This window comes from Streptomyces sp. TSRI0107, assembly GCF_001905845.1.
Classification (GTDB): Bacteria; Actinomycetota; Actinomycetes; order Streptomycetales; family Streptomycetaceae; genus Streptomyces.
On sequence record NZ_LIVZ01000003.1, the window covers coordinates 505,409 to 523,953 of the forward strand.

Here is an 18,545-nt window from a genome sequence, read left to right on the forward strand (position 1 = left end):
CCGAGAGGAGCCAGGCATGCGCGGCGCAGGCGACGGCAACAGCGCCTACGGCCGGAAGACGTTCAAGCGGTCGAAGAGCCACTTCGCGGACCGGATCACCGCGGACGGCCGGGACGGCTGGCCGGTGGCGGCCGCCCGCTACCGTCTGGTGGTCAGCCGCGCCTGCCCGTGGGCGAGCCGCGCGGTGATCTCCCGGCGGCTGCTGGGTCTGGAGGCCGCGCTGTCCCTGGCGATCGCCGACCCGGTCCAGGACGACCGCAGCTGGCGCTTCACCCTCGATCCGGACGGCCGCGACCCCGTGCTCGGCATCCGCTTCCTGAGCGAGGCCTACGACCGGCGGGAGACCGGCTACCCGGGCGGGGTCAGCGTCCCCGCGATCGTCGACGTCCCCACCGGGAAGCTGGTCACCAACGACTACCAGCGGATCACCCTGGACTTCGCCGGCGAGTGGACGGCCCTGCACCGGGAAGGAGCACCGGATCTGTACCCGGAGCAGCTGCGGGACGAGATCGACGAGGTGATGGCCGGGGTCTACGAGGACGTCAACAACGGGGTGTACCGGGCGGGTTTCGCCACGGGTCAGGCGGAGTACGAGGCCGCCTGCGCCGGTGTCTTCCGCCGGCTGGAGACGCTGGGCGAACGGCTGTCCCGGCAGCGCTATCTGGTCGGCGACAGCATCACCGAGGCGGACATCCGGCTGTTCACCACGCTGGTGCGGTTCGACGCCGTCTACCACGGCCACTTCAAGTGCAACCGGTGGAAGCTGGCGGAGCACCCGGTGCTGTGGGCGTACGCGCGGGACCTGTTCCAGACGCCCGGTTTCGGCGACACCGTCGACTTCGACCACATCAAACGGCACTACTACGAGGTGCACACCGGTATCAATCCGACCCGGATCGTGCCCCTCGGGCCGGACCTGTCCGGCTGGCTGACCGCGCATCACCGCGAGCAGCTGGGCGGGCGGCCGTTCGGGGACGGGACACCGCCCGGGCCGGTGCGGGCCGGCGAGGAGGTGCCGACCGCGGGCCGGCCGTGACCGACGCGTTTCGACGCCGTAGTACGAGGAGCGAGGAGATCCAGGTGGGCAAGAGCAAGAAGCGGAAGCTGCCGGCCGTGTACCAGCCGGTCGGCTGGGCGCTGGGCTGGTCGGGCGGCATGCTGGCGAGTCTGGTGTTCCGCAGGGTCTGGATGGCGCTGCGGGACGAGGAGGACGCGCCCGACGCGCTGGACCCGGACCGCGGCTGGGGCGAGATCCTGGTGGCCGCCGCGATCCAGGGCGCCATCTTCGCCGCCGTCCGCAGCGCGGTCGACCGGACCGGCGCGAAGGCCATCGCCAGGACGACGGGAGTGTGGCCGGCCAAGAGCAAGGGCGGCCGGGACTGAGCCTCTGTGGTCCGCCCGGCCGAGGGGCCGGGCGGACCGCCTCACCGTGCGACAAGGTCCGGGCCGATGTGGTCTACCCGTGCTTGGGGCCCGGAGGTGTCGAGCGGCGGAGGGTGAAGGAGTGGCCCGCGGGGTCGGTGCAGCCGCGGTACTCGGAGCGGGCGGCGGGGTCCTTCGCGTCGGTCGGGCGGCCGCCGAGGGAGACCACCCGGCGTTCGGCCGCGTCGAGGTCGTCGACCACGAACTCCAGGTGCGCCTGGAGGGAGTTCTCGGGGCGCGGCCAGCTCGGCGGGGTGGCGTTCATGTCGCGGCGGAACGCCAGCCGCGTTCCGTCGGGGCTGCGGATCTCGACCCGGTTGGCGGTCGCCTCCGTCTCCTCCGCCTCCAGCAGCTCCTTGTAGAACGCGGCGAGTTCGTCGGGCTCGGCACAGTCGAGCACCAGCACGCCCGCGTTGACCAGTGGCATGTCTCCTCCGCAAGGTACGGGGCGTGGGGCGGTCCGCCCCGTGCCCTCTTCCTTGCGGTTATCCCGCCCACGTGGATTCAGTCGGCCACCAGCCACCGCCCGTCCCGCATCAGCTCCCGCCCGTCGAGTTCGTTGGCCTCCCGCCAGGCCTGGATCCGCTGCGGCAGGACCCGGAAGTAGAGGTACGGGGTGGCGAGGCGGCGCGGGTCGAAGCCGGTCTTCCCGGCGAACAACTCCCCCTCCTCCTCGGACAGTTCGGCGGGCGGCACGACCTGGACGCGCCCTTCCACCATCACCACGTCCCGGGTGGGCCCGATGCCGAGCCGCACCACGCCGGTGGTGGCGAGGTTGCGTCCGGTGGGGCTGTCGGCGGGGGTGGCGAGCAGCAGGGTCGCGCCGTCCCAGAGGAAGGAGAGCGGGACGAGGTACGGCAGCCCGTGCTCACCGTCGGCGGTGGCGACCCAGACGTCCACGTCCTGGTCGAGCCGGTGCAGGGTGTCCTGCTTGCGCTGCTCGGCGGTGCGCGGGGTGGGCTGAGTCATCGGCGAACGTCCTCCTCATGAGGCGCTGTTGACGGACGGTGGTCCGGTGCGGCCGTCGGGGTCTCCCGCCCGGGACCGGACTTCCCCCAGCCTAGCCGCGGCGGCGCTGAGCAGCAGGTCCAGAGCTGCCGGGCAGGGTGCGGCCGAACGACAACACGGTTGACCTATTGAGTTCGCGTTCGGTTTCATGTCCGACCTGACGGAGGCCAACCGGCGGCCGACACCGATCGCGGAGACGCGTGTAGCTGTCACTTACGCCGGGGGCGCGCAAGTGTACGCAGCTCAGGGGGCCTGAGCAGTAACCGAGATCACGATCCGGTCAGGCGTAGATCATTTACGCTCTGGGCAGCCTGGTAGCGCTTTTCGATTCAACTTACGCATCGAGAAGGTGAGTTCGAGTGAGCGGGCGGCCGTGCGGCCGCCCGTCCGCACGGCGGGGAGACCTCGTGCCACGTCCCCCGAAACGTGGGTCCGGCTGTTCGGCGAGGCCATCGCGGAATGCACGGAAGCTTCTCGGACACGACCGGCCGACACGGCCGGTCGATTCGCTGCCAGGACCAGAGCTTGAAGGGAGACCGGTGTGAAATCTCGAGTCGTGGGCGGTGGGACGGAGATATCCACCGACAGCCTGATCCCGGCGCAGCCGGGCGACCGGTCCCGGCCGGCGGAGGCGGGGAGCGCCCTGGCCGGCCTCTTCGCGCGGCACATCAAGGGGTGCACGGACGAGTACCGAGATTGCGGGGACGCCGCTCAGCAGCGGCTGGACGCATTCGGATCCCCCCGTGCCGGCACCACGCTGCAGGTGCGGGGAGTCCTCGGCGCGGCGCCGCACGCGTTCGTCCCGCCCGACGAGGAGGGCAACGCCAGGTTGAGACGGCTCGATGCCAGCCTGCGTGTGATCGAAGCAGCCTTCCCCCAGGTCGGCACCGATGTCGAGGTCTGCCGGCTGACCTGCGAGATGCTGGAGGGAGCCTGGCGGAGCCGGGCGCTCACCCCGCCGCGCGAGGAGGAGCGGGAAACCGCCTGCGCCTGCCCTCTGTGCCGTCGGCTGCCCACGCCCCTCGCGCGCACGCCGGCCGACTACGACTGGCGGCAGAGCGCCGGCCGTCCCCTCACCGTCAAGACCTGGCCGTACCACCGGGAACTCGACAGCGTGCTGACCGGTGGATGGGTGCTGGCCCGGCAGATGAACGACCTCGAGCGCGACCTCGGCTACCGCCACCGCTTCGAGGACGACATCCTGCTCTTCCACGAGTACAAACGCGTGATCGACACCATCGACACCACGCGGCTCACCCAGCTCATCGAAGGCCGCCTGGCCGAGAGTTTCAGCACCAACACCGCACGGGCCCTGGTCTGCGGACTCTACGCGGCCCACAAGCGATCCGCGGACGAGTTCTGGCTCCAGCAGCACCACGCGGGCAGCGTCACACTCCCCCAGACCAACCCGCTCGACCAGAGCAGCTACTCACTCCTGCAGATGATGGACTGCCTGTTCTGGCACGTCTCACCCGACACCGAACTCTGGCAGGAGGAACACCTCGCCTCGCTGCTGCTGTGCCGCGTCATCGACGACATGGTCGACGTACGGGCCGACGCCCTCACCGGCGAGATCAGCAACTTCTGGCTCGCCGACATGCCCACCCACACCAAGGCCCTCTACGCCGCCTGCGCCATCGCCATGGTCAAGTACGGCTGCATGCCCGAGTCGCACACCCCGATGTGGAACACCTGGCTGATGCCCAGCACCATCGTCTGGCTGGGGCTCACGGGCCGTCACGCCCTGTGGTTCGACGGCATCACCCAGGGCCTTCCCCCGGCCCAGGACTGCCCGCTGTGCGACCTGCAGCCCAACGCGTGCACCGGCATCCTCACCCACGGCACCACCCTCACCATCGCCCCGCGGCCCAGCGCACCGGCGCTGAGCGCCCGGACCGCCGAGCTGTCCGCACGCTGCCGAGACCAGTTCCCCGGGACATGGGCCCTCTTCGACGCCGAGCTCCACGCCTTCGAGGCGCTGCACGGCCCCTGGCACGGCAACACCGACAGCACCTGGGAGATCCTGCGCCGCACGTACATCGCCGCCGTGGAGGCCTCCAGGGGCACACCGTCCACGGCCCGCGCCCGTGATGTCCAGCAGGACTCCGGCGCGGTCGGATCCGAGTTCTTCTACGCCCTGCACGACCCTGAGACCGGGAGGGAGGACACCGCACTGCTCGCCTACATGTTCGGCTGCGCCCACCCGCATTTCCTCTGGAACGCGACCGGATACCGTCCCTCGGACCTCGCGGGCGACTGGCTCGACGGCTGACGCCTCGGTCCTTTTTCCGGAATCGCAGATGACGCCGCTGCCCGGCCGGGTGATCCCGCCGGGCAGCGGCGTCCTGGGCATACCTACACCTGGAACTCGACCGGCAGGCTGTCCAGCAGGGACATCCACGTGGACGCGGTCGAGCCCAGCTCCTCCGGCGGCACGGCCAGGCGCAGGCCCGGCAGACGGTGCAGCAGGACGTCCACCGCGACCTCGATGATGGACATCCCGATGTTCTGCCCGGGGCACTCGTGCGGGCCCGCGCCGAACGCCAGGTGCGCCTGGTTGCCGTGCACCGAGACATCCGGGTCGGGACGGACCTCGGGGTCGAGGTTGCCCGGGGCGAGACCGAGCACGAGCAGGTCGCCCTCCTCGATGCGGTGCCCGCCCAGTTCGACATCGCTGGCGGCGAAGCGCCCCGGCAGGACCGCCAGCGGCGGAGAGTTCCACATGGCCTCCTCCACCACCGCCGAGATGTTCAGCTGACCACTGATCAGCCCGGAGAGCCGGGCGGGGTCGGTCAGGACCAGCTCCAGCACCCGGGCCAGCAGGCTGGTCGTGACGTGCGCGGCGATCAGCACCACGCGCAGGTGGGCCACGACCTCGTCGTGGTCGAGCGCCGCGTGATGCTCCAGCAGGCCGGTGGCAAGGTCGGAGCCGGGTTCGGACCGCCTGCGCTCGGCGAGTTCACCGAAGATCTCCCTGATCACGCCGTCGTGCATGACGGCGTCCTCGCCGCCCTTCATCACCTGGGCGCAGGACTCGACCAGGCGACGCCCCTCCGCCTCGGCGAGCCCCAGAAGGCGGGCGACCACAAGCATCGGCAGCAGGTCGGCGTAGTCCGCCACCAGATCGGCGCGGCCGGAGTCCGCGAACGAGTCGATCTGCTTGTTGGCGAAGTGCGTGGCGTGGCGCCGGACACCGCGGTCGGCGGCGGACTGCAGCCCGTCGCTGACGGCACCGCGCAGCCGGCGGTGCGCCTCGCCGTCCTGGGACACGCAGTCGGGGCGCCAGGCGAGCATCGGGACCAGCGGAGAGTTCTCCGCGACCCGGCCTTCCCGCCAGTCCCGCCAGATCCGCGCGTCCCGGGGGAAGCTGAGGGGGTTGTCGAGCACTCGCCGGCTGTCCCGGTAGCCCAGTACCAGCCAGGCGGGGATGTCGCCCTCCAGTAGCACCGGCGCGACGGAGCCGTGCTCCTTGCGCAGCCGCTCGTAGATGCCGCGCGGGTCGGTCGCCGCCTCCGGCCCGTACAGCCGGGTGCGCTCGGTGTCATGGCCGAAGGGGCAACCGCGCGGTGTACCGGGATCGTTTAAGGGCTGGGCGTTCATCGGGACTCCCGTGCGACGGCTGAACGTTCCTTCAGGTGGCGTATGAGCGTGACCAGGACGTCACGGCTGGAGGCCCGGTCGCGGGCGTCGCAGGCCACGATCGGGATGTGCGGGGAGATGTCGAGGGCGTCCCTGATCTCCTCCACGGGGAACTCCCTGGAGTCGGGGAAGACGTTCAGGGCGACGACGAAGGGCACGTCCTGCCGCTCCATCTCCTCGATCGCCCGGAAGCTGGAGGCGAGCCGGCGGGTGTCGACCAGGACGACCGCGCCGAGCGCGCCCTTGAACAGCCCGTTCCACAGGAACCAGAACCGCTCCTGGCCGGGGGTGCCGAACAGGTACAGCATCAGGCTGTCGTTGAGGCTGATCTTGCCGAAGTCCAGGCTGACGGTGGTCTCCGTCTTCTCTGCGACGCCGATGAGGTGGTCGACGTCGGCGCTGGCCTGGGTCAGGGTCTCCTCGGTGGTGAGCGGCTTGATGTCGCTGACCGACCGGACCAAGGTGGTCTTCCCGGTGCCGAACCCGCCGGCGATCATCACCTTCACCGAGCGGGTGTCCCCCGACGCCGGGGCGCCGGGCCGGTCAAAGCCTTTCAAGTCCACTGAGTACCTCCTCCAGGAGCGCGATGTCGGGCCCGCGACCGGCGTCGTGCGCCGGGATGGGATCACGGGCTTCGACGTGGCCTTCCTGCAACAGGTCGGCCAGCAGCACCGCGAGAATGTTGAAGGGCAGCCCCAGGTGGGCGCCGAGCTCGGCCACCGACAGCGGATCGCGGCAGCGCCGCAGGATGTCCGCGTACTCGTGCTGCATGCCCGGCGCCGGGGCGGCGCGGGAGACGATGAGGGTCGCCACGTCGAGGCTCGACGCCGAACCGCCCGGTCCGCTACGCCCCTTGGTGAGGACGTAGTAACGCTCGAGACCGGACGGGTCGGTCGGCCGGCGGGGAGCACTCATCCAGAGTGCTCCTCCAGGCGCGGAGTGGTGCCGAGGAGTTCACCCATCCTGCGGGCCAGGTCCCTCATCTGATGGCCGAGCAGGCCCTGGTCGAGGCCTTCGCGGGCGAGCACGCCGAGATACGTCTCGACGCCCGCGCGGACGACGAAGAGGTGTCCGCCGTCGACCTCGATCATCGCCAGCCGCAGGTTCCCCGCGTACTTGGGGAACTGCTCGGCGACCGGCTGGGCGAGGGCCTGGAGGCCGGCCACCACGGCCGCGAAGCGGTCCACGTCGTCCGGGTCCTCGGCGCCGAAGGAGGTGATGGCCTTGCCGTCGCTGGAGGCCACGAGGGCGAAGCGGATCTCCGGGATGCTCTCCACCAGATCGCGGAGCGCCCAGCTCACGTCGGTTCCCTGTTGCGTCATGTGGACTAGTCGCTCTCTTCAGTGCGGTGCTCGGCGGACTCGCGTCCGGCGGTGGTTGCGCGGTCGGTGGCCGGGCCGGAGTCCTCTCCGGGCAGGCGTCCGGCGGAGGCGAAGGCGGCCAGGCCGGCGAAGGAGGCGTCCGGCGGGACGGCGGGGACGGCGGTGTCCTCACCGGCCGGACCGGTGCGCTCGGCCGGCTGGTGCCGGGCCGGCTCGCTGCGCCTGCTGCGGCGCCGGGGCAGTCCGCCGGGCGTGGTCTCACCGGCGTCGGCGGCCTCCGCCGGGGCCTGGGCGGGCACCGTGACCGGCGCGGCTGCGGGGGCGGCGGCCGCGGCGGGGACGGCGGGGGTTGCCGCGGGCAGCGGGCTGAAGTACTTGTGCGGGACCACGACCACCACCGAGGTGCCGAGCCAGGGCGAGTCGGCGAAGGTGACCCGGATGCCGTAGCGGCGGGCGAGGGCGCCGACGACCCGCAGGCCGATGTTGGCGTCCTCCGAGATGCCGCCGAGGCCGGGCCCGGACGCGGTGCCGGCGAGGGCGTGCTCGGCCTCGCGCTTCTTCTCGTCGCTCAGGCCCTTGCCGGAGTCCTGGATCTCGATGCCGACGCCGTTCGGCACCTCCTTGCCGGAGACGAGCACGGGCTCGGTGGGCGGCGAGTAGCGGGTGGCGTTGTCCAGGAGGTGCGCGAAGATCAGCGTGAGGTGGTCCACCAGACCGCCGTCCACGCCGAGTTCGGGCAGATGGCGTACGTCGACGCGGTGGAACTCCTTGATCCGGCCGATGCCGCCGCGGACCACGCTGAGCAGGCGCTGCGGCTCCTGCCACTGCCGTCCCGGGCGGTCCGAGCCGCCGAGCACGCCGATGCTGGCGGCGAGACAGTCGGCGGGGCCGATCGCCTGGTCCAGTTCCATCAGGCCGCGCGCGACGGCCGGGAGACGGCCGTGCTCGCCCTGCAGTTCGTGCAGCCGGCCGCGCAGCTTGCTGGTGAGGACGTGGATCCGGTTGCCGATACCGACGACGGCCTGCTCGGCGGAGGTGGAGCGGTTGAACTCCTCCTCGACGCCGATCAGCGCGGTGCGCAACACCTTGCGGAGGTCGGCCTGGAGTTCGACCGCGACCTTGGCGGACCGGTCCACCGAGGGCAGCAGGTCGTCGATGGCGTCACCGGCGCGCAGCCGGTTCAGCGCCTCGGGAAGCTGCTTGTCGGCGAGGTGGGACACCGCGGCCTGCTGGTGGGCGAGTTGCTCCTGCCACAGGCCGGTCTGCTCGGCGATCCGCGCCTCGTAGCCGTCGGCCTGTTCGGCGAGTCGTACCTCGTAGGCCTGGGACTGCTCGGCGATCCGTGCCTCGTAGGCCTCGGACTGCTCGACGAGTCGCGCCTCGTAGGCCCGCGACTGGTCGGTGAGCAGTTCCTCCTGGGCGGCGCGTTCGGCGGCGTGCTTGCGTTCCAGCCCGGCCATGTGCTGCTGCCACTGCTGGGAGTGCTCGGCCTGGGCGGCGCGGAACCCGCTCTCCGCACGGCGCAGCTGGGTCTGGGTGCGAATGAGCAGGCGCACACAGACCGAGCCGGCCGCCGTCGCCGCGGCGCCGGCGACGGCCGCGGTTATTCGCTCCGAGCTCATGAAAGTGGCGGCAACCGTCCCGCCCCCTAAGGCCAGTGGCATCAGCCACCAGCTGTACCAGGCGACAGGGGGCCGCGCCGCCGGCGGCGGAGTGGCGAGTTCCATCTGCATCCTTCGAAAACAACACGATCGATCAGGTGGGTGTGCATGGGGGACCGCACTCATGAGTACGCACCACGAGCCGACCGTTCGCGATCGCGTCAACTCGCAGCGCTGGACGGGAGCTTATCTGGTTTCAATGCGAAAGGATCAACCTCACCACCGGTACGGAGGTGAGGGTTCCGTCACTCTCCGGGGTCAGCGGCAACCCATTCCGTCCGCGACCCTGGGCCAGGCCTCGACACCGTCGGGGGTGCGCACGTAGATCCTGGCGGGGTCGTCCGTCACCCAAAGTTCACGATCGTCACGGCGGAACCCGGTGTCGCGGGCGCCGGCGGGCATACGGGCGTCGCCGTCGTACGCGCCGGTGAGCATCCCGTCGGGCAGGACGCCCTCGGGGTCGCGGGCGTAGTTGCCGTCGTGGCCGCCGCCCAGCTCCAGGAAGTGGGCGGCCTGCCAGTCGCAGTGGGCCGGGCCCTTCGAGGAGTTCACTTCGGTGATCGGGACGCGATTGCCGTGCGCATCCGTCCAGATCTCGTACCACTGGGTGTCGGTGAAGCTCGCCGGCAGCTCCGCCGGGTCGCAGGAGGCAGAGGTCTCCGGTCCCCAACCCGGTGCGTTCTCGCGGTCCTTGGCGACGACGACCGCGACCTTCGTGCGTCCCGCGACGTCGTAGGAGAACAGCACACGGTCGCGTTCCTCGCGCTCCACGCGGTAGCCGGAGCGCGGTACGCCGGGCTGCTCCATGTCGAAGTAGGCGGCCAGCCCCTCCTCGGGTGTGTCACCGCCGTCCCCCTCGCTCCACGCCTCGCCCGCGCCACCGGAGTAGATCTCCCCGTCGCACTCCAGCGCCCGCCCCGCCGCGCCCGACTCGATCCGGGTCGCCCGCGGGCCGTCCTCGTCGAGGTCCCGGGCCGGCACGTGCAGCGGTCCGCGGTACGGCGTGGCGGGCGGCGTGCCCTCGACCAGGATGTCCCCGTCACCGCCGCCGACGCATCCGCCGACCGCCGCGATCGTGAACACCGCGCCCGCCCAGAACCTGTTACGCATCCGCCGCCCCGTTCTCTGTTCACCGCCGTGACGTTGCCGCTCCTGAGACGGGGTGAGGGGCCGGAACGTTCGTCCCGGGGGCGCAGGGCGGCGCTGTCCGGGTCAGCGGGTCGCGCGGAATGTCCGGCGGTAGGTCTGGGGTGAGACGCCGATCGCCGCGTTCAGATGCTGGCGCAGGGAGGCGCCGGTGGCGAAGCCGACCCGGGCCGCGATCTGGTCGACCGTCAGGTCGCTGGCCTCCAGCAGCTGGCGGGCCTGGGCGACGCGCTGCTGGACGATCCAGCGGCCGGGGCTGAGGCCCACCTCGTCGTGGAAGCGGCGGGCGAAGGTGCGCAGGCTCATCCGGGCGTGCGCGGCGAGTTCGGAGAGGGTCAGCGGCTGGTCGAGGTGCTGCAGGGCCCAGGCCCGGGTGGCTGCGGTGGCGGCGGCCCCGGTCTCGGGGACGGGCCGCTCGATGTACTGCGCCTGGCCGCCGTCCCGGAACGGCGGCACGACACAGCGCCGGGCGACGGTGTTGGCGAGGTGGCTGCCGTGGTCCTTGCGGATCAGGTGCAGGCAGACGTCGACGCCGGAGGCGGCCCCGGCCGAGGTGAGGAACGGGTGGTCGTCGACGAAGAGCACGTCGGGGTCCAGGTCGATGTGCGGGTACCTGCTGCGGAAGAGGTCGGCCACCTGCCAGTGGGTGGTGGCCCTGCGCCCGTCCAGCAGCCCGGCCGCGGCGAGCACGAACGCACCGGTGCAGATGGACACCACCCGGGTGCCGGACCGGATGCGGGCGAGCGCGGCCCGTACGTCGTCGGGCAGCTCGGCGGTCACGGCGGACGGCGCGACGGGGGCGACGACCACCGTGTCGGCGGTCTCCAGGGCCTCGGGACCGTGCTGCACACCGATCGTGAAGTCGGCGTTGCTGCGCACCGGCCGGCCGTCGACGGTGCAGGTCAGCACCTCGTACCGGCCGTCGGCGGCGCCGAGGATACGGCTGGGGATGCCCAGCTCGAAGGGATAGACGCCGTCGAGCGCCAGGACCACGACCCGTTCGGTCCGCCGTTCACCACGCATGGCACGATCCTATCGAAGAGTGGCAATCATGCCATTGTCCGGGCGGGCGGAGCCCGGCAGGCTGGTTCACCATGAACGATGTGAACACGATGCGAGCCATCAGCCAGGACGTCCTCGGCGGTCCCGAGGTCCTGAAGGTCGTCGAGCGGGAGCGGCCCGCTCCCCGGCCCAACGAGGTACTGGTGCGGGTCCGGGCGGCCGGCGTCAATCCGACCGACTGGAAGCACCGCGCCACCGGCGGTTTCCTGGGCGAGCCGCCCTTCGTCCTGGGCTGGGACGTCTCCGGCGAGGTGGTGGAGACCGGCATCGGGGTGGCCGCCTTCCGGCCCGGCGACGAGGTCTTCGGCATGCTGCCGTACCCGTTCGGCCACGGCTCGCACGCCGAGTACGTCACCGTCCCGGCCCGCGCCCTGGCGCCCAAGCCGGCCGGGATCGACCACACCCAGGCGGGCGCGCTGCCGCTGGTCTCGCTGACCGCGTGGCAGGCGCTGGTGGAGACGGCGGACCTGCGGTCCGGGCAGCGGGTGCTGATCCACGCGGCGGCCGGCGGGGTCGGGCACGTGGCCGTGCAGATCGCCAAGGCGCGCGGCGCGTACGTGATCGGCACGGCGAGCGCCGGCAAGCACGACTTCCTGCGGGAGCTGGGCGCGGACGAGGTGATCGACTACCGGGAGACGGACTTCGCCGAGGCGGTCAAGGACGTCGACGTCGTCCTGGACACGATCGGCGGCGACACGTCCGTGCGCTCGCTGCGGGTCCTGCGTCCGGGCGGGCTGGTGGTCTCGATCCTCCCGGTCGGGTCGGACGACTTCTACGAGGAGGCCGACCGGCTCGGAGTGCGGGCGCTGCGGATGCTGGTGGACGCCGACCGCACCGGCATGCGCGCGATCGCCGAACTGGTCGAGGCGGGGCAGCTGCGCGCCACGATCGCGGGCACGTTCCCGCTGGCCGAGGCGGCCGAGGCGCACCGGCTCGGCGACACCGGCCGGACCACCGGGAAGCTGGTGCTGCTGATGGACTGAGGCGGTGCCGTCGACCGCGTCGTCGGCGTCGTCAGCGGCCGTGTCTCGCCACTTCGCTCACGACACGAAAGAACTCGGTCGCAATTCACAGACATATGACAATCGAACATGCTGAAATTCAGTCCGCGAGGGTAACTTGCAGGGCAGGGCGCGCAGTTGTGCGCCGACTCGGGGCTGGTTGGAGGCGATGTCGTCGTGCAGCAGGAGCCTGCACCGCTCTCCCGGTATGTGCGCGTCCTCCAGGACCGTGGCCACACGGTCCTGGAGTTCCGCGGGGAGATCGACATCGTCGCGGCCGAGGAGATCGCCCCGCACCTGGACGACGCGACCGCGTCGCCCGCCCCGCGGATCGTGATCGACCTCGGCCCGGTCGAGTTCTTCGACGCGTCCGGGCTGCGCCTGCTGTACCGGGCCCGCAGCCGGGTGCTCTCCCGCGGTGGACGGCTGTCCCTGGTCTGCGCCCACCCGCAGACCCTGCGGGTGCTGCGCACCGCGGGCCTGTTACGGCTGCTGCCCGCGCAGCCGACCCGGGACGCCGCCCTCGACCGTCCCGAGAGCCCCGCCCGCTGAACCCGCTCACTCGCTGAACCGCGTGAGCCGCCCCGCACCCACGGTCCGGCCGCCCTCGTCACCACGAACAGGGCGCAGACCGCCGGTGCGCTCCCGCGCGCCCCGGCAAGGAGCGTAGATGGCCGACTGACCGGTCTGGGACGGGAACTGAGGGGCATTCGAACGGGTGGAGGAAGGTGGTGCGTCACCATGGCGACTTCCCTCGGTCGGATACCGGGCTGGGCCAAGGCCCTGGCCGCCGTCGTGCTGGTGCTCGTGGTGCTGCTGGCCGGGCTGCGGCTGAGCGTGCTCCCGGGACTGAAGGACGTGTTCGGCACCGAGACCCACGACCGCTCCGGTCCGGCACTGCTCCGGTCGGTCCGGGACATCAGCCGCTACGAGGCGGCGTCCGGCAACTTCCAGGTGGTGGTGGACCTGGAGAAGGACACCAAGTACCTGCCGGACGCGGTGCGCGGCACCCGCACCCTGTACGTGGGCGCGGGCACCGTCGACGCGTACGTCGACCTCGGCAAGCTCGGCGAGGACGACGTGACGGTGAACGAGGACCGGACCTCGGCCACGCTGCGGCTGCCGCACGCGGCGCTCGGCACGCCGGCCCTCGACCCCGAGCGCTCCTACGCCGTCTCCAAGCAGCGCGGGCTCCTCGACCGGCTCGGTGACCTGTTCTCCGACAACCCGAACGGCGAACAGGCCGTGCAGCGGCTCGCGGTGCGGCACATCGGCGAGGCGGCCAGGGACAGCGGACTGACCGCGCGGGCCGAGAAGAACACCACGGACATGCTCGAGGGGCTGCTGGGCTCCCTCGGCTTCAAGGAGGTGCGGGTGCGCTACGGCAACGGCTGAGCGGACTCCGCATCGAAGGACTCGCCGGGGGTAACCGGCTTGCTACAGACGGCAGTTGAAGACTGGAGGACGGCATGGTACCGGGCGCCCTGCGCTCCCTGTTACCGTCGCGGCCGCGACCCGAGGAGGACAGCGGGCGCAAGCCCGCGCCCCGGCGGTTGCTCGCCGCCGGCGGCCGCGCGCTGGCGATGGTCTGCGCGTTCGTGATGATGGTGGCGTTCGCGGTGGTGCTGGCCCGGCTCACGCTGGAGCCCTCCCCCGCCTCCGAGGCGCTGACGCACAGCAATCTGCGTCCGGGCCGCTCCTTGCGGGCCTATCTGGACCAGCCCGCGCTGCGCGACGCGGTCAAGCAGGTCGGCGGCAATCTGCTGCTCGGCGTGCCCTTCGGCGTCCTCGTGCCGGTGCTCGCGCCCCGGGCGCGCGGCATCGTGCGGGTGCTGCTGCTCACCGCGTTCGTGATGCTGCTGGTGGAGCTGGCCCAGGGCTCGGTGGTGACGGGGCGCGCCTTCGACATCGACGACGTCATCCTCAACACGACGGGCGCGCTGGCGGGCTATCTGCTGCTGGGACGGCGGCTGGGACGCGCGGTGCACGCGCGTGGCCGGCGTGATCGACGAGACGCCCCCTAGTGCGGCGTCCAGGTGAACTTGTCGCCGCCCACCCAGCGCACCACGTCCGGGTCGTCCAGGTCGTGCACCGTGATGCCGAAGGCGGCGGCGGTCCTCAGGACGTCGGTGACGGTCCTGGCCTGACCGACCACTTCGCCGTCGATCTCCATGATGCGGAACGGCGGGCTGCCCGGCTGTACACCGAGCACCATGATCCGCGGGTGGGACATATGCGGGCTCGCGACTTCGGTCATGCCATAAAGCGTAGGACGGTTCCGGCCATCGGCATCCGGACGCGTCACGCGGTCAGCAGCTCCAGGACGGCCGCCTCGACGGCTCCCTGGGTGGCGGGCCGGCCGAAGTCGCCGTGCTCGCCGAGCCGGCTGAGCGTGGGCGCGATCGTACGACCCTGCTCGAACAGTTCGAACACGCGTGGGTCGATGTACGAGGACCGGCACACCGCCGGTGTGTTGCCCAGGTAGTGGCTGACCTCGCGGACGGCCCGCGCCGTCTGGCGGCGACGGGACGCCGGGGTGCCGCGGCCGCCCTCGGCGGTGACGGCCACCGCGACGGCGGCCAGCACGGTGGCGTGCCAGGTGCGGAAGTCCTTGGCGGTGATCTCGGTGCCGGACAGCCGGCGCAGGGCCTCGTTCAGGTCGTCGCCGTGCAGGTCGTGCCACGCCCGCCGCTCCCAGAAGGCGAGCAGCCGCTGCCCGCCGCGCACCGGGCGGCGCAGCAGGGCGCAGACCACCGCGTGCGCCTGGTCGTCCACCAGCGCCCGCATCGTCTCGACGCCGCCCTTGGCCGGATAGCTGAACGCGATCTCGCCCCGGCCGCAGCGCACGTGCTCGCGGAGCATCGTCGTCAGGCCGTAGGTCTCGCTCTCGCGGGTGTGCCGGTCGCTGCCGATGCGGAAGAAGCCGAGGTCCAGCAGGCGTACCGCGCAGGCGGTGACCCGTTCCCGGCTCAGGCCCCGGCCGGACAGGCCGGCGGTGACGCTGGTACGCAGGCCGGGCAGGGCGGCGGCGACCTCGCGGACGTGCTCGTGCTTGGCCTGCTCCTGCCGGGCCCGGAACTCCGCGTGGTACAGGTACTGACGGCGTCCGGCGTCGTCCGTGCCGACGGCCTGGAGGTGGCCGTCGGGCCAGGGGCAGATCCACACCTCCCGCCAGGCCGGCGGGATGGTCAGAGCGCGGACGCGGGCCAGCTGTCCGGGGTCGGTGAGCGGGTCGCCGTGCTGGTCGAGGTAGCGGAATCCGCGGCCGTGGCGGACCCGGGTGAGGCCGGGGTGGTCCCAGGAGCTGCAGCGCAGGCGCACGGTCTCAGGGGCGCCGCCAGTCGTCGCCGGTCAGGTGCGAGCCGGCCTGCGGGCCCATCCGGAGCATGCCGCCGTCGACGGCCCACGAGGCGCCGGTGACGTACGAGGCGTCGGGGCCGGCGAGGAAGGCGATCACGGCGGCCACCTCGCGGGCGTCGCCGGGCCTGCCGAGCGGGACGCCGGGGCGGCGCTCCTCGGTCACGTCGGTGTCCTCCTGGCCGGTCATGGGCGTGGCGATCTCGCCGGGGGCGACGGCGTTGACGGTGATGCCGTGCTCGGCGAGTTCCAGGGCCATGACCTGGGTGAGCAGTCCGAGGCCGCCCTTGGCCGCGCAGTAGGGGGCGGCGCCCACCCTCGGCTGGTGCTCGTGCACGGAGGTCACGTTGACGATCCGGCCCCCGTCGCCCTGCCGGATCATGTGCCGGGCCGCCCGCTGCCCGCACAGGAAGGGGCCGACGAGGTCGATGTCGAGGACCTCGCGGACGGTGGACAGCTTCAGGTCCAGGTACGGGGTGGCGGTGCCCGTGCCGGCGTTGTTCACCAGGACGTCGAGGCGGCCCAGCCGGTCGGCGAGCTCGTCGACGGCGTCCGTGGCGTCGGGCAGCCGGGTGAGGTCCATGTGCGCCACCTCCGCCCGCTGCCCGTGGGCGCGGACCTCTTCGGCGGTCTCCTCGGCGCCCTTCAGATCGTGGTGCCAGGTGACGCCGACGTCCAGGCCCGCGCGGGCCAGCCGTACGGCGGTGGCCCGGCCGATGCCGGAGTCGGCGCCGGTGATGACGGCGCTCTTGGGGTGCCGTGCGGTGGGGACGGACATCGGGGCCTCCTCCGGTCGGGGACGTCGGCGCCCTGCGGTTGTCGGCAGTACCCGGGCAGGCAGGGGGCAAACCGCCTGCTCCGTGGTGCGGGGCGGCGGGGCCTGGGGAACTCTGGAGGCCTGGACGAGGAGGTGACCATGGATCCCGTCGAGGCCCTGGACCGGATCGCGTTCCTGCTGGAGCGGTCACTGGCGCCGACGTACCGGGTGCGTGCCTTCCGTACGGCGGGCAGGGTGCTGGCGGCGCTGCCCGCGGAGGAGGTGCGGCAGCGGGCCGAGGCCGGGTCGCTGGAGTCGCTGAAGGGCGTCGGGCCGAAGACCGCCCAGGTGGTGCGGGAGGCACTGGCCGGGCAGGTGCCGGGGTATCTGGAGCAGCTGGAGAGCGAAGCCATGGCCCCGGCGCGGCGGCGTGGCGGGGCGGAGCTGCGGGCGCTGCTGCGCGGGGACTGCCATGTGCACTCCGACTGGTCGGACGGCGGCAGCCCGATCGAGGAGATGGGGCGGGCCGCGATCGGGCTGGGGCACGACTGGGTGGCCCTCACCGACCACTCCCCGCGGCTGACGGTGGCGCGGGGACTGTCCGCCGAGCGGCTGCGGGAGCAGCTGGACGTGGTGGCCGCGCTGAACGAGACGTGGGCGCCGTTCCGGCTGCTGACCGGGATCGAGTGCGACATCCTCGAGGACGGCTCGCTGGACCAGGAGCCGGAGCTGCTGGAGCGGCTGGACGTCGTGGTGGTGTCGGTGCACTCCAAGCTGCGCATGGACGCCCGGTCGATGACCCGCCGGATGGTGACCGCCGTACGCGATCCGCACGCCGATGTGCTGGGGCACTGTACGGGGCGGCTGGTGACCGGGCGGGGGCGGCCGGAGTCGGAGTTCGACGCGGACGCGGTGTTCGCGGCGTGCGCGGAGGCGGGCACGGCGGTGGAGATCAACAGCCGTCCGGAGCGCCTGGACCCGCCGCGCCGGCTGCTGCGCCGGGCCGTGGCGGCGGGCGTGCTGTTCTCGATCGACACCGACGCGCACGCGCCGGGCCAGCTGGACTGGCAGATCAACGGGTGCGAGCGCGCGGAGGAGTGCGGGGTGCCGCCCGAGCGGGTGGTGACCGGCTGGTCGGTGGAGGAGCTGCTGGCGTGGACCCGGGAGGGGCGGGTTCCGGCGGCCTGAGTTCGGTGACTCGTTGCTCGGAGAGCGAAGGGAATGCGGATCATGGAACGTGCGGCGGTGTTCGATGTCGACGGGACGCTCGTCGACACCAATCACCTCCATGTCACGGCCTGGTGGGAGGCTTTCCGCCAGGCGGGGCACCAGGTGCCGATGCATGCCGTGCACCGCGCGGTGGGGCTGCCCTCGGGCGACCTGATCGAGCGGCTGCTGGGCGAGGACCGGGACAAGGAGCGGGACGGTGATCTGAGCACCGCCCACAAGGCGTTGTACGGGCAGTTCTTCGACCGGCTGCCCGCGCTGCGGGACGCCGGGAACCTGCTGCGGCGGCTGCACGGCGACGGCTGGAAGGTCGTCCTCGCCACCTCGGCGAGCGGCCCGGAGCTGTCCGCGCTGCGCCGCGCCCTCGACGCGGACGACGCCATCACCGCGACGGCGAGCGCGGAGGACGTCGAGGCGGGCAAACCCTCCCCCGAGCCGGTCCAGCAGGCGCTGGAGCTGGCCGGGGTGCCGGCCGGGCGGGCGGTGTTCGTGGGCGACACGGTGTGGGACATGAAGGCCGGCAGCCGGGCCGGGGTGCGGTGCGTGGGCGTGCTGTGCGGCGGCATTCCGCGGGCCGACCTGGAGCGGGCCGGCGCGGACGCGGTGTACGACGATCCCGCGCATCTGCTGGCGTCCCTGGCGGACAGTCCCCTGGCCGCACTGACGTGACGGAGGTCACCGCCCGGGACGGCGGATGCCGGAACATCCCGAAGTGGTTGCCCGTTGAACCGTCCGTGGGTGCGGATGGGACAGTGTCCCCGGGCCTCACCTTTTGCCCACAGGGACGATCGTTCGGCTGAAGCCCTGTGGAGCGTCTCGCCGAGAGGCGACCGCCATCCGCGCCCACCACCTGCCGCCCCGACCGTGATTCCCCCGTCCGGTCGGGGCTTTTTTCCTGTTCTCGTCCGGGTACTCGGCCCTCCCGCGGAGCAACCGGCCGAGA

General features: G+C 72.2%; 21 protein-coding genes. 9 read left to right on the forward strand and 12 right to left on the reverse strand.

The window, feature by feature from the left end; all coding sequences use genetic code 11:
* The first annotated feature begins 16 nt into the window (after positions 1 to 16).
* A complete protein-coding gene (locus AMK31_RS09210) occupies positions 17 to 1,036 on the forward strand; it encodes a glutathione S-transferase family protein (RefSeq protein ID WP_073939893.1) in 1,020 nt (339 codons plus the stop codon).
* A gap of 44 nt (positions 1,037 to 1,080) precedes the next feature.
* Positions 1,081 to 1,383 (forward strand): DUF4235 domain-containing protein, encoded by a 303-nt coding sequence (locus AMK31_RS09215; RefSeq protein WP_073939894.1) that lies wholly within the window; start codon positions 1,081 to 1,083, stop codon positions 1,381 to 1,383.
* A 73-nt stretch (positions 1,384 to 1,456) separates the two neighbouring features.
* Here AMK31_RS09215 and AMK31_RS09220 read toward each other — a convergent pair whose 3' ends face one another.
* Both AMK31_RS09220 and AMK31_RS09225 read right to left on the reverse strand, forming a co-directional pair.
* Entirely contained in the window at positions 1,457 to 1,849 is a 393-nt protein-coding gene (locus AMK31_RS09220; protein WP_073939895.1) for a VOC family protein, read from the reverse strand.
* Positions 1,850 to 1,926: 77 nt separating this feature from the next.
* Positions 1,927 to 2,391 (reverse strand): pyridoxamine 5'-phosphate oxidase family protein, encoded by a 465-nt coding sequence (locus tag AMK31_RS09225; RefSeq protein ID WP_073939896.1) that lies wholly within the window; start codon positions 2,389 to 2,391, stop codon positions 1,927 to 1,929.
* Positions 2,392 to 2,971: 580 nt separating this feature from the next.
* Here AMK31_RS09225 and AMK31_RS09230 point away from each other — a divergent pair.
* Positions 2,972 to 4,702, forward strand: coding sequence for a hypothetical protein (locus AMK31_RS09230; protein ID WP_241842592.1), 1,731 nt, complete (start codon positions 2,972 to 2,974; stop codon positions 4,700 to 4,702).
* An 83-nt stretch (positions 4,703 to 4,785) separates the two neighbouring features.
* Here AMK31_RS09230 and AMK31_RS09235 read toward each other — a convergent pair whose 3' ends face one another.
* The 7 genes from AMK31_RS09235 to AMK31_RS09265 form a co-directional block, all read right to left on the reverse strand.
* Positions 4,786 to 6,030 (reverse strand): cytochrome P450, encoded by a 1,245-nt coding sequence (locus tag AMK31_RS09235; RefSeq protein WP_073939897.1) that lies wholly within the window; start codon positions 6,028 to 6,030, stop codon positions 4,786 to 4,788.
* Entirely contained in the window at positions 6,027 to 6,632 is a 606-nt protein-coding gene (locus AMK31_RS09240) for a GTP-binding protein (RefSeq protein ID WP_073939898.1), read from the reverse strand. Before AMK31_RS09240 ends, AMK31_RS09235 begins: the two co-directional genes overlap by 4 nt.
* Positions 6,613 to 6,984: a DUF742 domain-containing protein gene (locus tag AMK31_RS09245; RefSeq protein ID WP_073939899.1), complete on the reverse strand. Its 372-nt coding sequence runs from the start codon at positions 6,982 to 6,984 to the stop codon at positions 6,613 to 6,615. The genes AMK31_RS09240 and AMK31_RS09245 overlap by 20 nt, the downstream gene beginning before the upstream one ends.
* Positions 6,981 to 7,391, reverse strand: a complete 411-nt coding sequence (locus tag AMK31_RS09250) for a roadblock/LC7 domain-containing protein (RefSeq protein ID WP_073939900.1) — start codon at positions 7,389 to 7,391, stop codon at positions 6,981 to 6,983. The genes AMK31_RS09245 and AMK31_RS09250 overlap by 4 nt, the downstream gene beginning before the upstream one ends.
* A gap of 5 nt (positions 7,392 to 7,396) precedes the next feature.
* Positions 7,397 to 9,118, reverse strand: a complete 1,722-nt coding sequence (locus AMK31_RS09255) for a sensor histidine kinase (RefSeq protein ID WP_073939901.1) — start codon at positions 9,116 to 9,118, stop codon at positions 7,397 to 7,399.
* A gap of 192 nt (positions 9,119 to 9,310) precedes the next feature.
* Positions 9,311 to 10,162, reverse strand: coding sequence for a hypothetical protein (locus AMK31_RS09260; RefSeq protein ID WP_073939902.1), 852 nt, complete (start codon positions 10,160 to 10,162; stop codon positions 9,311 to 9,313).
* 102 nt (positions 10,163 to 10,264) lie between these two features.
* Positions 10,265 to 11,221, reverse strand: coding sequence for a GlxA family transcriptional regulator (locus AMK31_RS09265; RefSeq protein ID WP_073939903.1), 957 nt, complete (start codon positions 11,219 to 11,221; stop codon positions 10,265 to 10,267).
* A gap of 71 nt (positions 11,222 to 11,292) precedes the next feature.
* Here AMK31_RS09265 and AMK31_RS09270 point away from each other — a divergent pair, with 71 nt between their 5' ends.
* The 4 genes from AMK31_RS09270 to AMK31_RS09285 all read left to right on the forward strand — a co-directional run bounded on the left by AMK31_RS09270 (position 11,293) and on the right by AMK31_RS09285 (position 14,285).
* The gene (locus tag AMK31_RS09270; protein ID WP_073939904.1) at positions 11,293 to 12,243 is read left to right on the forward strand and encodes an NADP-dependent oxidoreductase; all 951 of its coding nucleotides are present in this window, start codon (positions 11,293 to 11,295) and stop codon (positions 12,241 to 12,243) included.
* 195 nt (positions 12,244 to 12,438) lie between these two features.
* The gene (locus AMK31_RS09275; protein ID WP_079186780.1) at positions 12,439 to 12,813 is read left to right on the forward strand and encodes an anti-sigma factor antagonist; all 375 of its coding nucleotides are present in this window, start codon (positions 12,439 to 12,441) and stop codon (positions 12,811 to 12,813) included.
* Between the two features lie 189 nt (positions 12,814 to 13,002).
* Positions 13,003 to 13,656 carry a DUF4230 domain-containing protein gene (locus tag AMK31_RS09280; RefSeq protein WP_073939906.1) on the forward strand — a complete coding sequence of 218 codons (654 nt, stop codon included), beginning with the start codon at positions 13,003 to 13,005 and terminating at the stop codon, positions 13,654 to 13,656.
* A 74-nt stretch (positions 13,657 to 13,730) separates the two neighbouring features.
* Positions 13,731 to 14,285 (forward strand): VanZ family protein, encoded by a 555-nt coding sequence (locus AMK31_RS09285; protein ID WP_073939907.1) that lies wholly within the window; start codon positions 13,731 to 13,733, stop codon positions 14,283 to 14,285.
* Here AMK31_RS09285 and AMK31_RS09290 read toward each other — a convergent pair.
* From AMK31_RS09290 to AMK31_RS09300, 3 genes are read right to left on the reverse strand one after another with little or no spacing between them, the layout of a single operon-like run.
* Positions 14,282 to 14,518, reverse strand: a complete 237-nt coding sequence (locus AMK31_RS09290) for a hypothetical protein (RefSeq protein ID WP_073939908.1) — start codon at positions 14,516 to 14,518, stop codon at positions 14,282 to 14,284. The two genes, AMK31_RS09285 and AMK31_RS09290, sit on opposite strands and share 4 nt — an antisense overlap.
* Before the next feature lie 44 nt (positions 14,519 to 14,562).
* The gene (locus AMK31_RS09295) at positions 14,563 to 15,582 is read right to left on the reverse strand and encodes a DNA topoisomerase IB (RefSeq protein WP_073939909.1); all 1,020 of its coding nucleotides are present in this window, start codon (positions 15,580 to 15,582) and stop codon (positions 14,563 to 14,565) included.
* Between the two features lie 4 nt (positions 15,583 to 15,586).
* Entirely contained in the window at positions 15,587 to 16,396 is an 810-nt protein-coding gene (locus AMK31_RS09300) for an SDR family oxidoreductase (RefSeq protein WP_073939910.1), read from the reverse strand.
* Positions 16,397 to 16,534: 138 nt separating this feature from the next.
* Between AMK31_RS09300 and AMK31_RS09305 the strand changes: the two genes are divergently transcribed.
* Together AMK31_RS09305 and AMK31_RS09310 are read left to right on the forward strand one after the other, a co-directional pair.
* Positions 16,535 to 17,563 (forward strand): PHP domain-containing protein, encoded by a 1,029-nt coding sequence (locus AMK31_RS09305; RefSeq protein WP_073939911.1) that lies wholly within the window; start codon positions 16,535 to 16,537, stop codon positions 17,561 to 17,563.
* A gap of 42 nt (positions 17,564 to 17,605) precedes the next feature.
* Positions 17,606 to 18,271: an HAD family hydrolase gene (locus AMK31_RS09310; protein ID WP_073940135.1), complete on the forward strand. Its 666-nt coding sequence runs from the start codon at positions 17,606 to 17,608 to the stop codon at positions 18,269 to 18,271.
* Positions 18,272 to 18,545 lie beyond the last annotated feature (274 nt).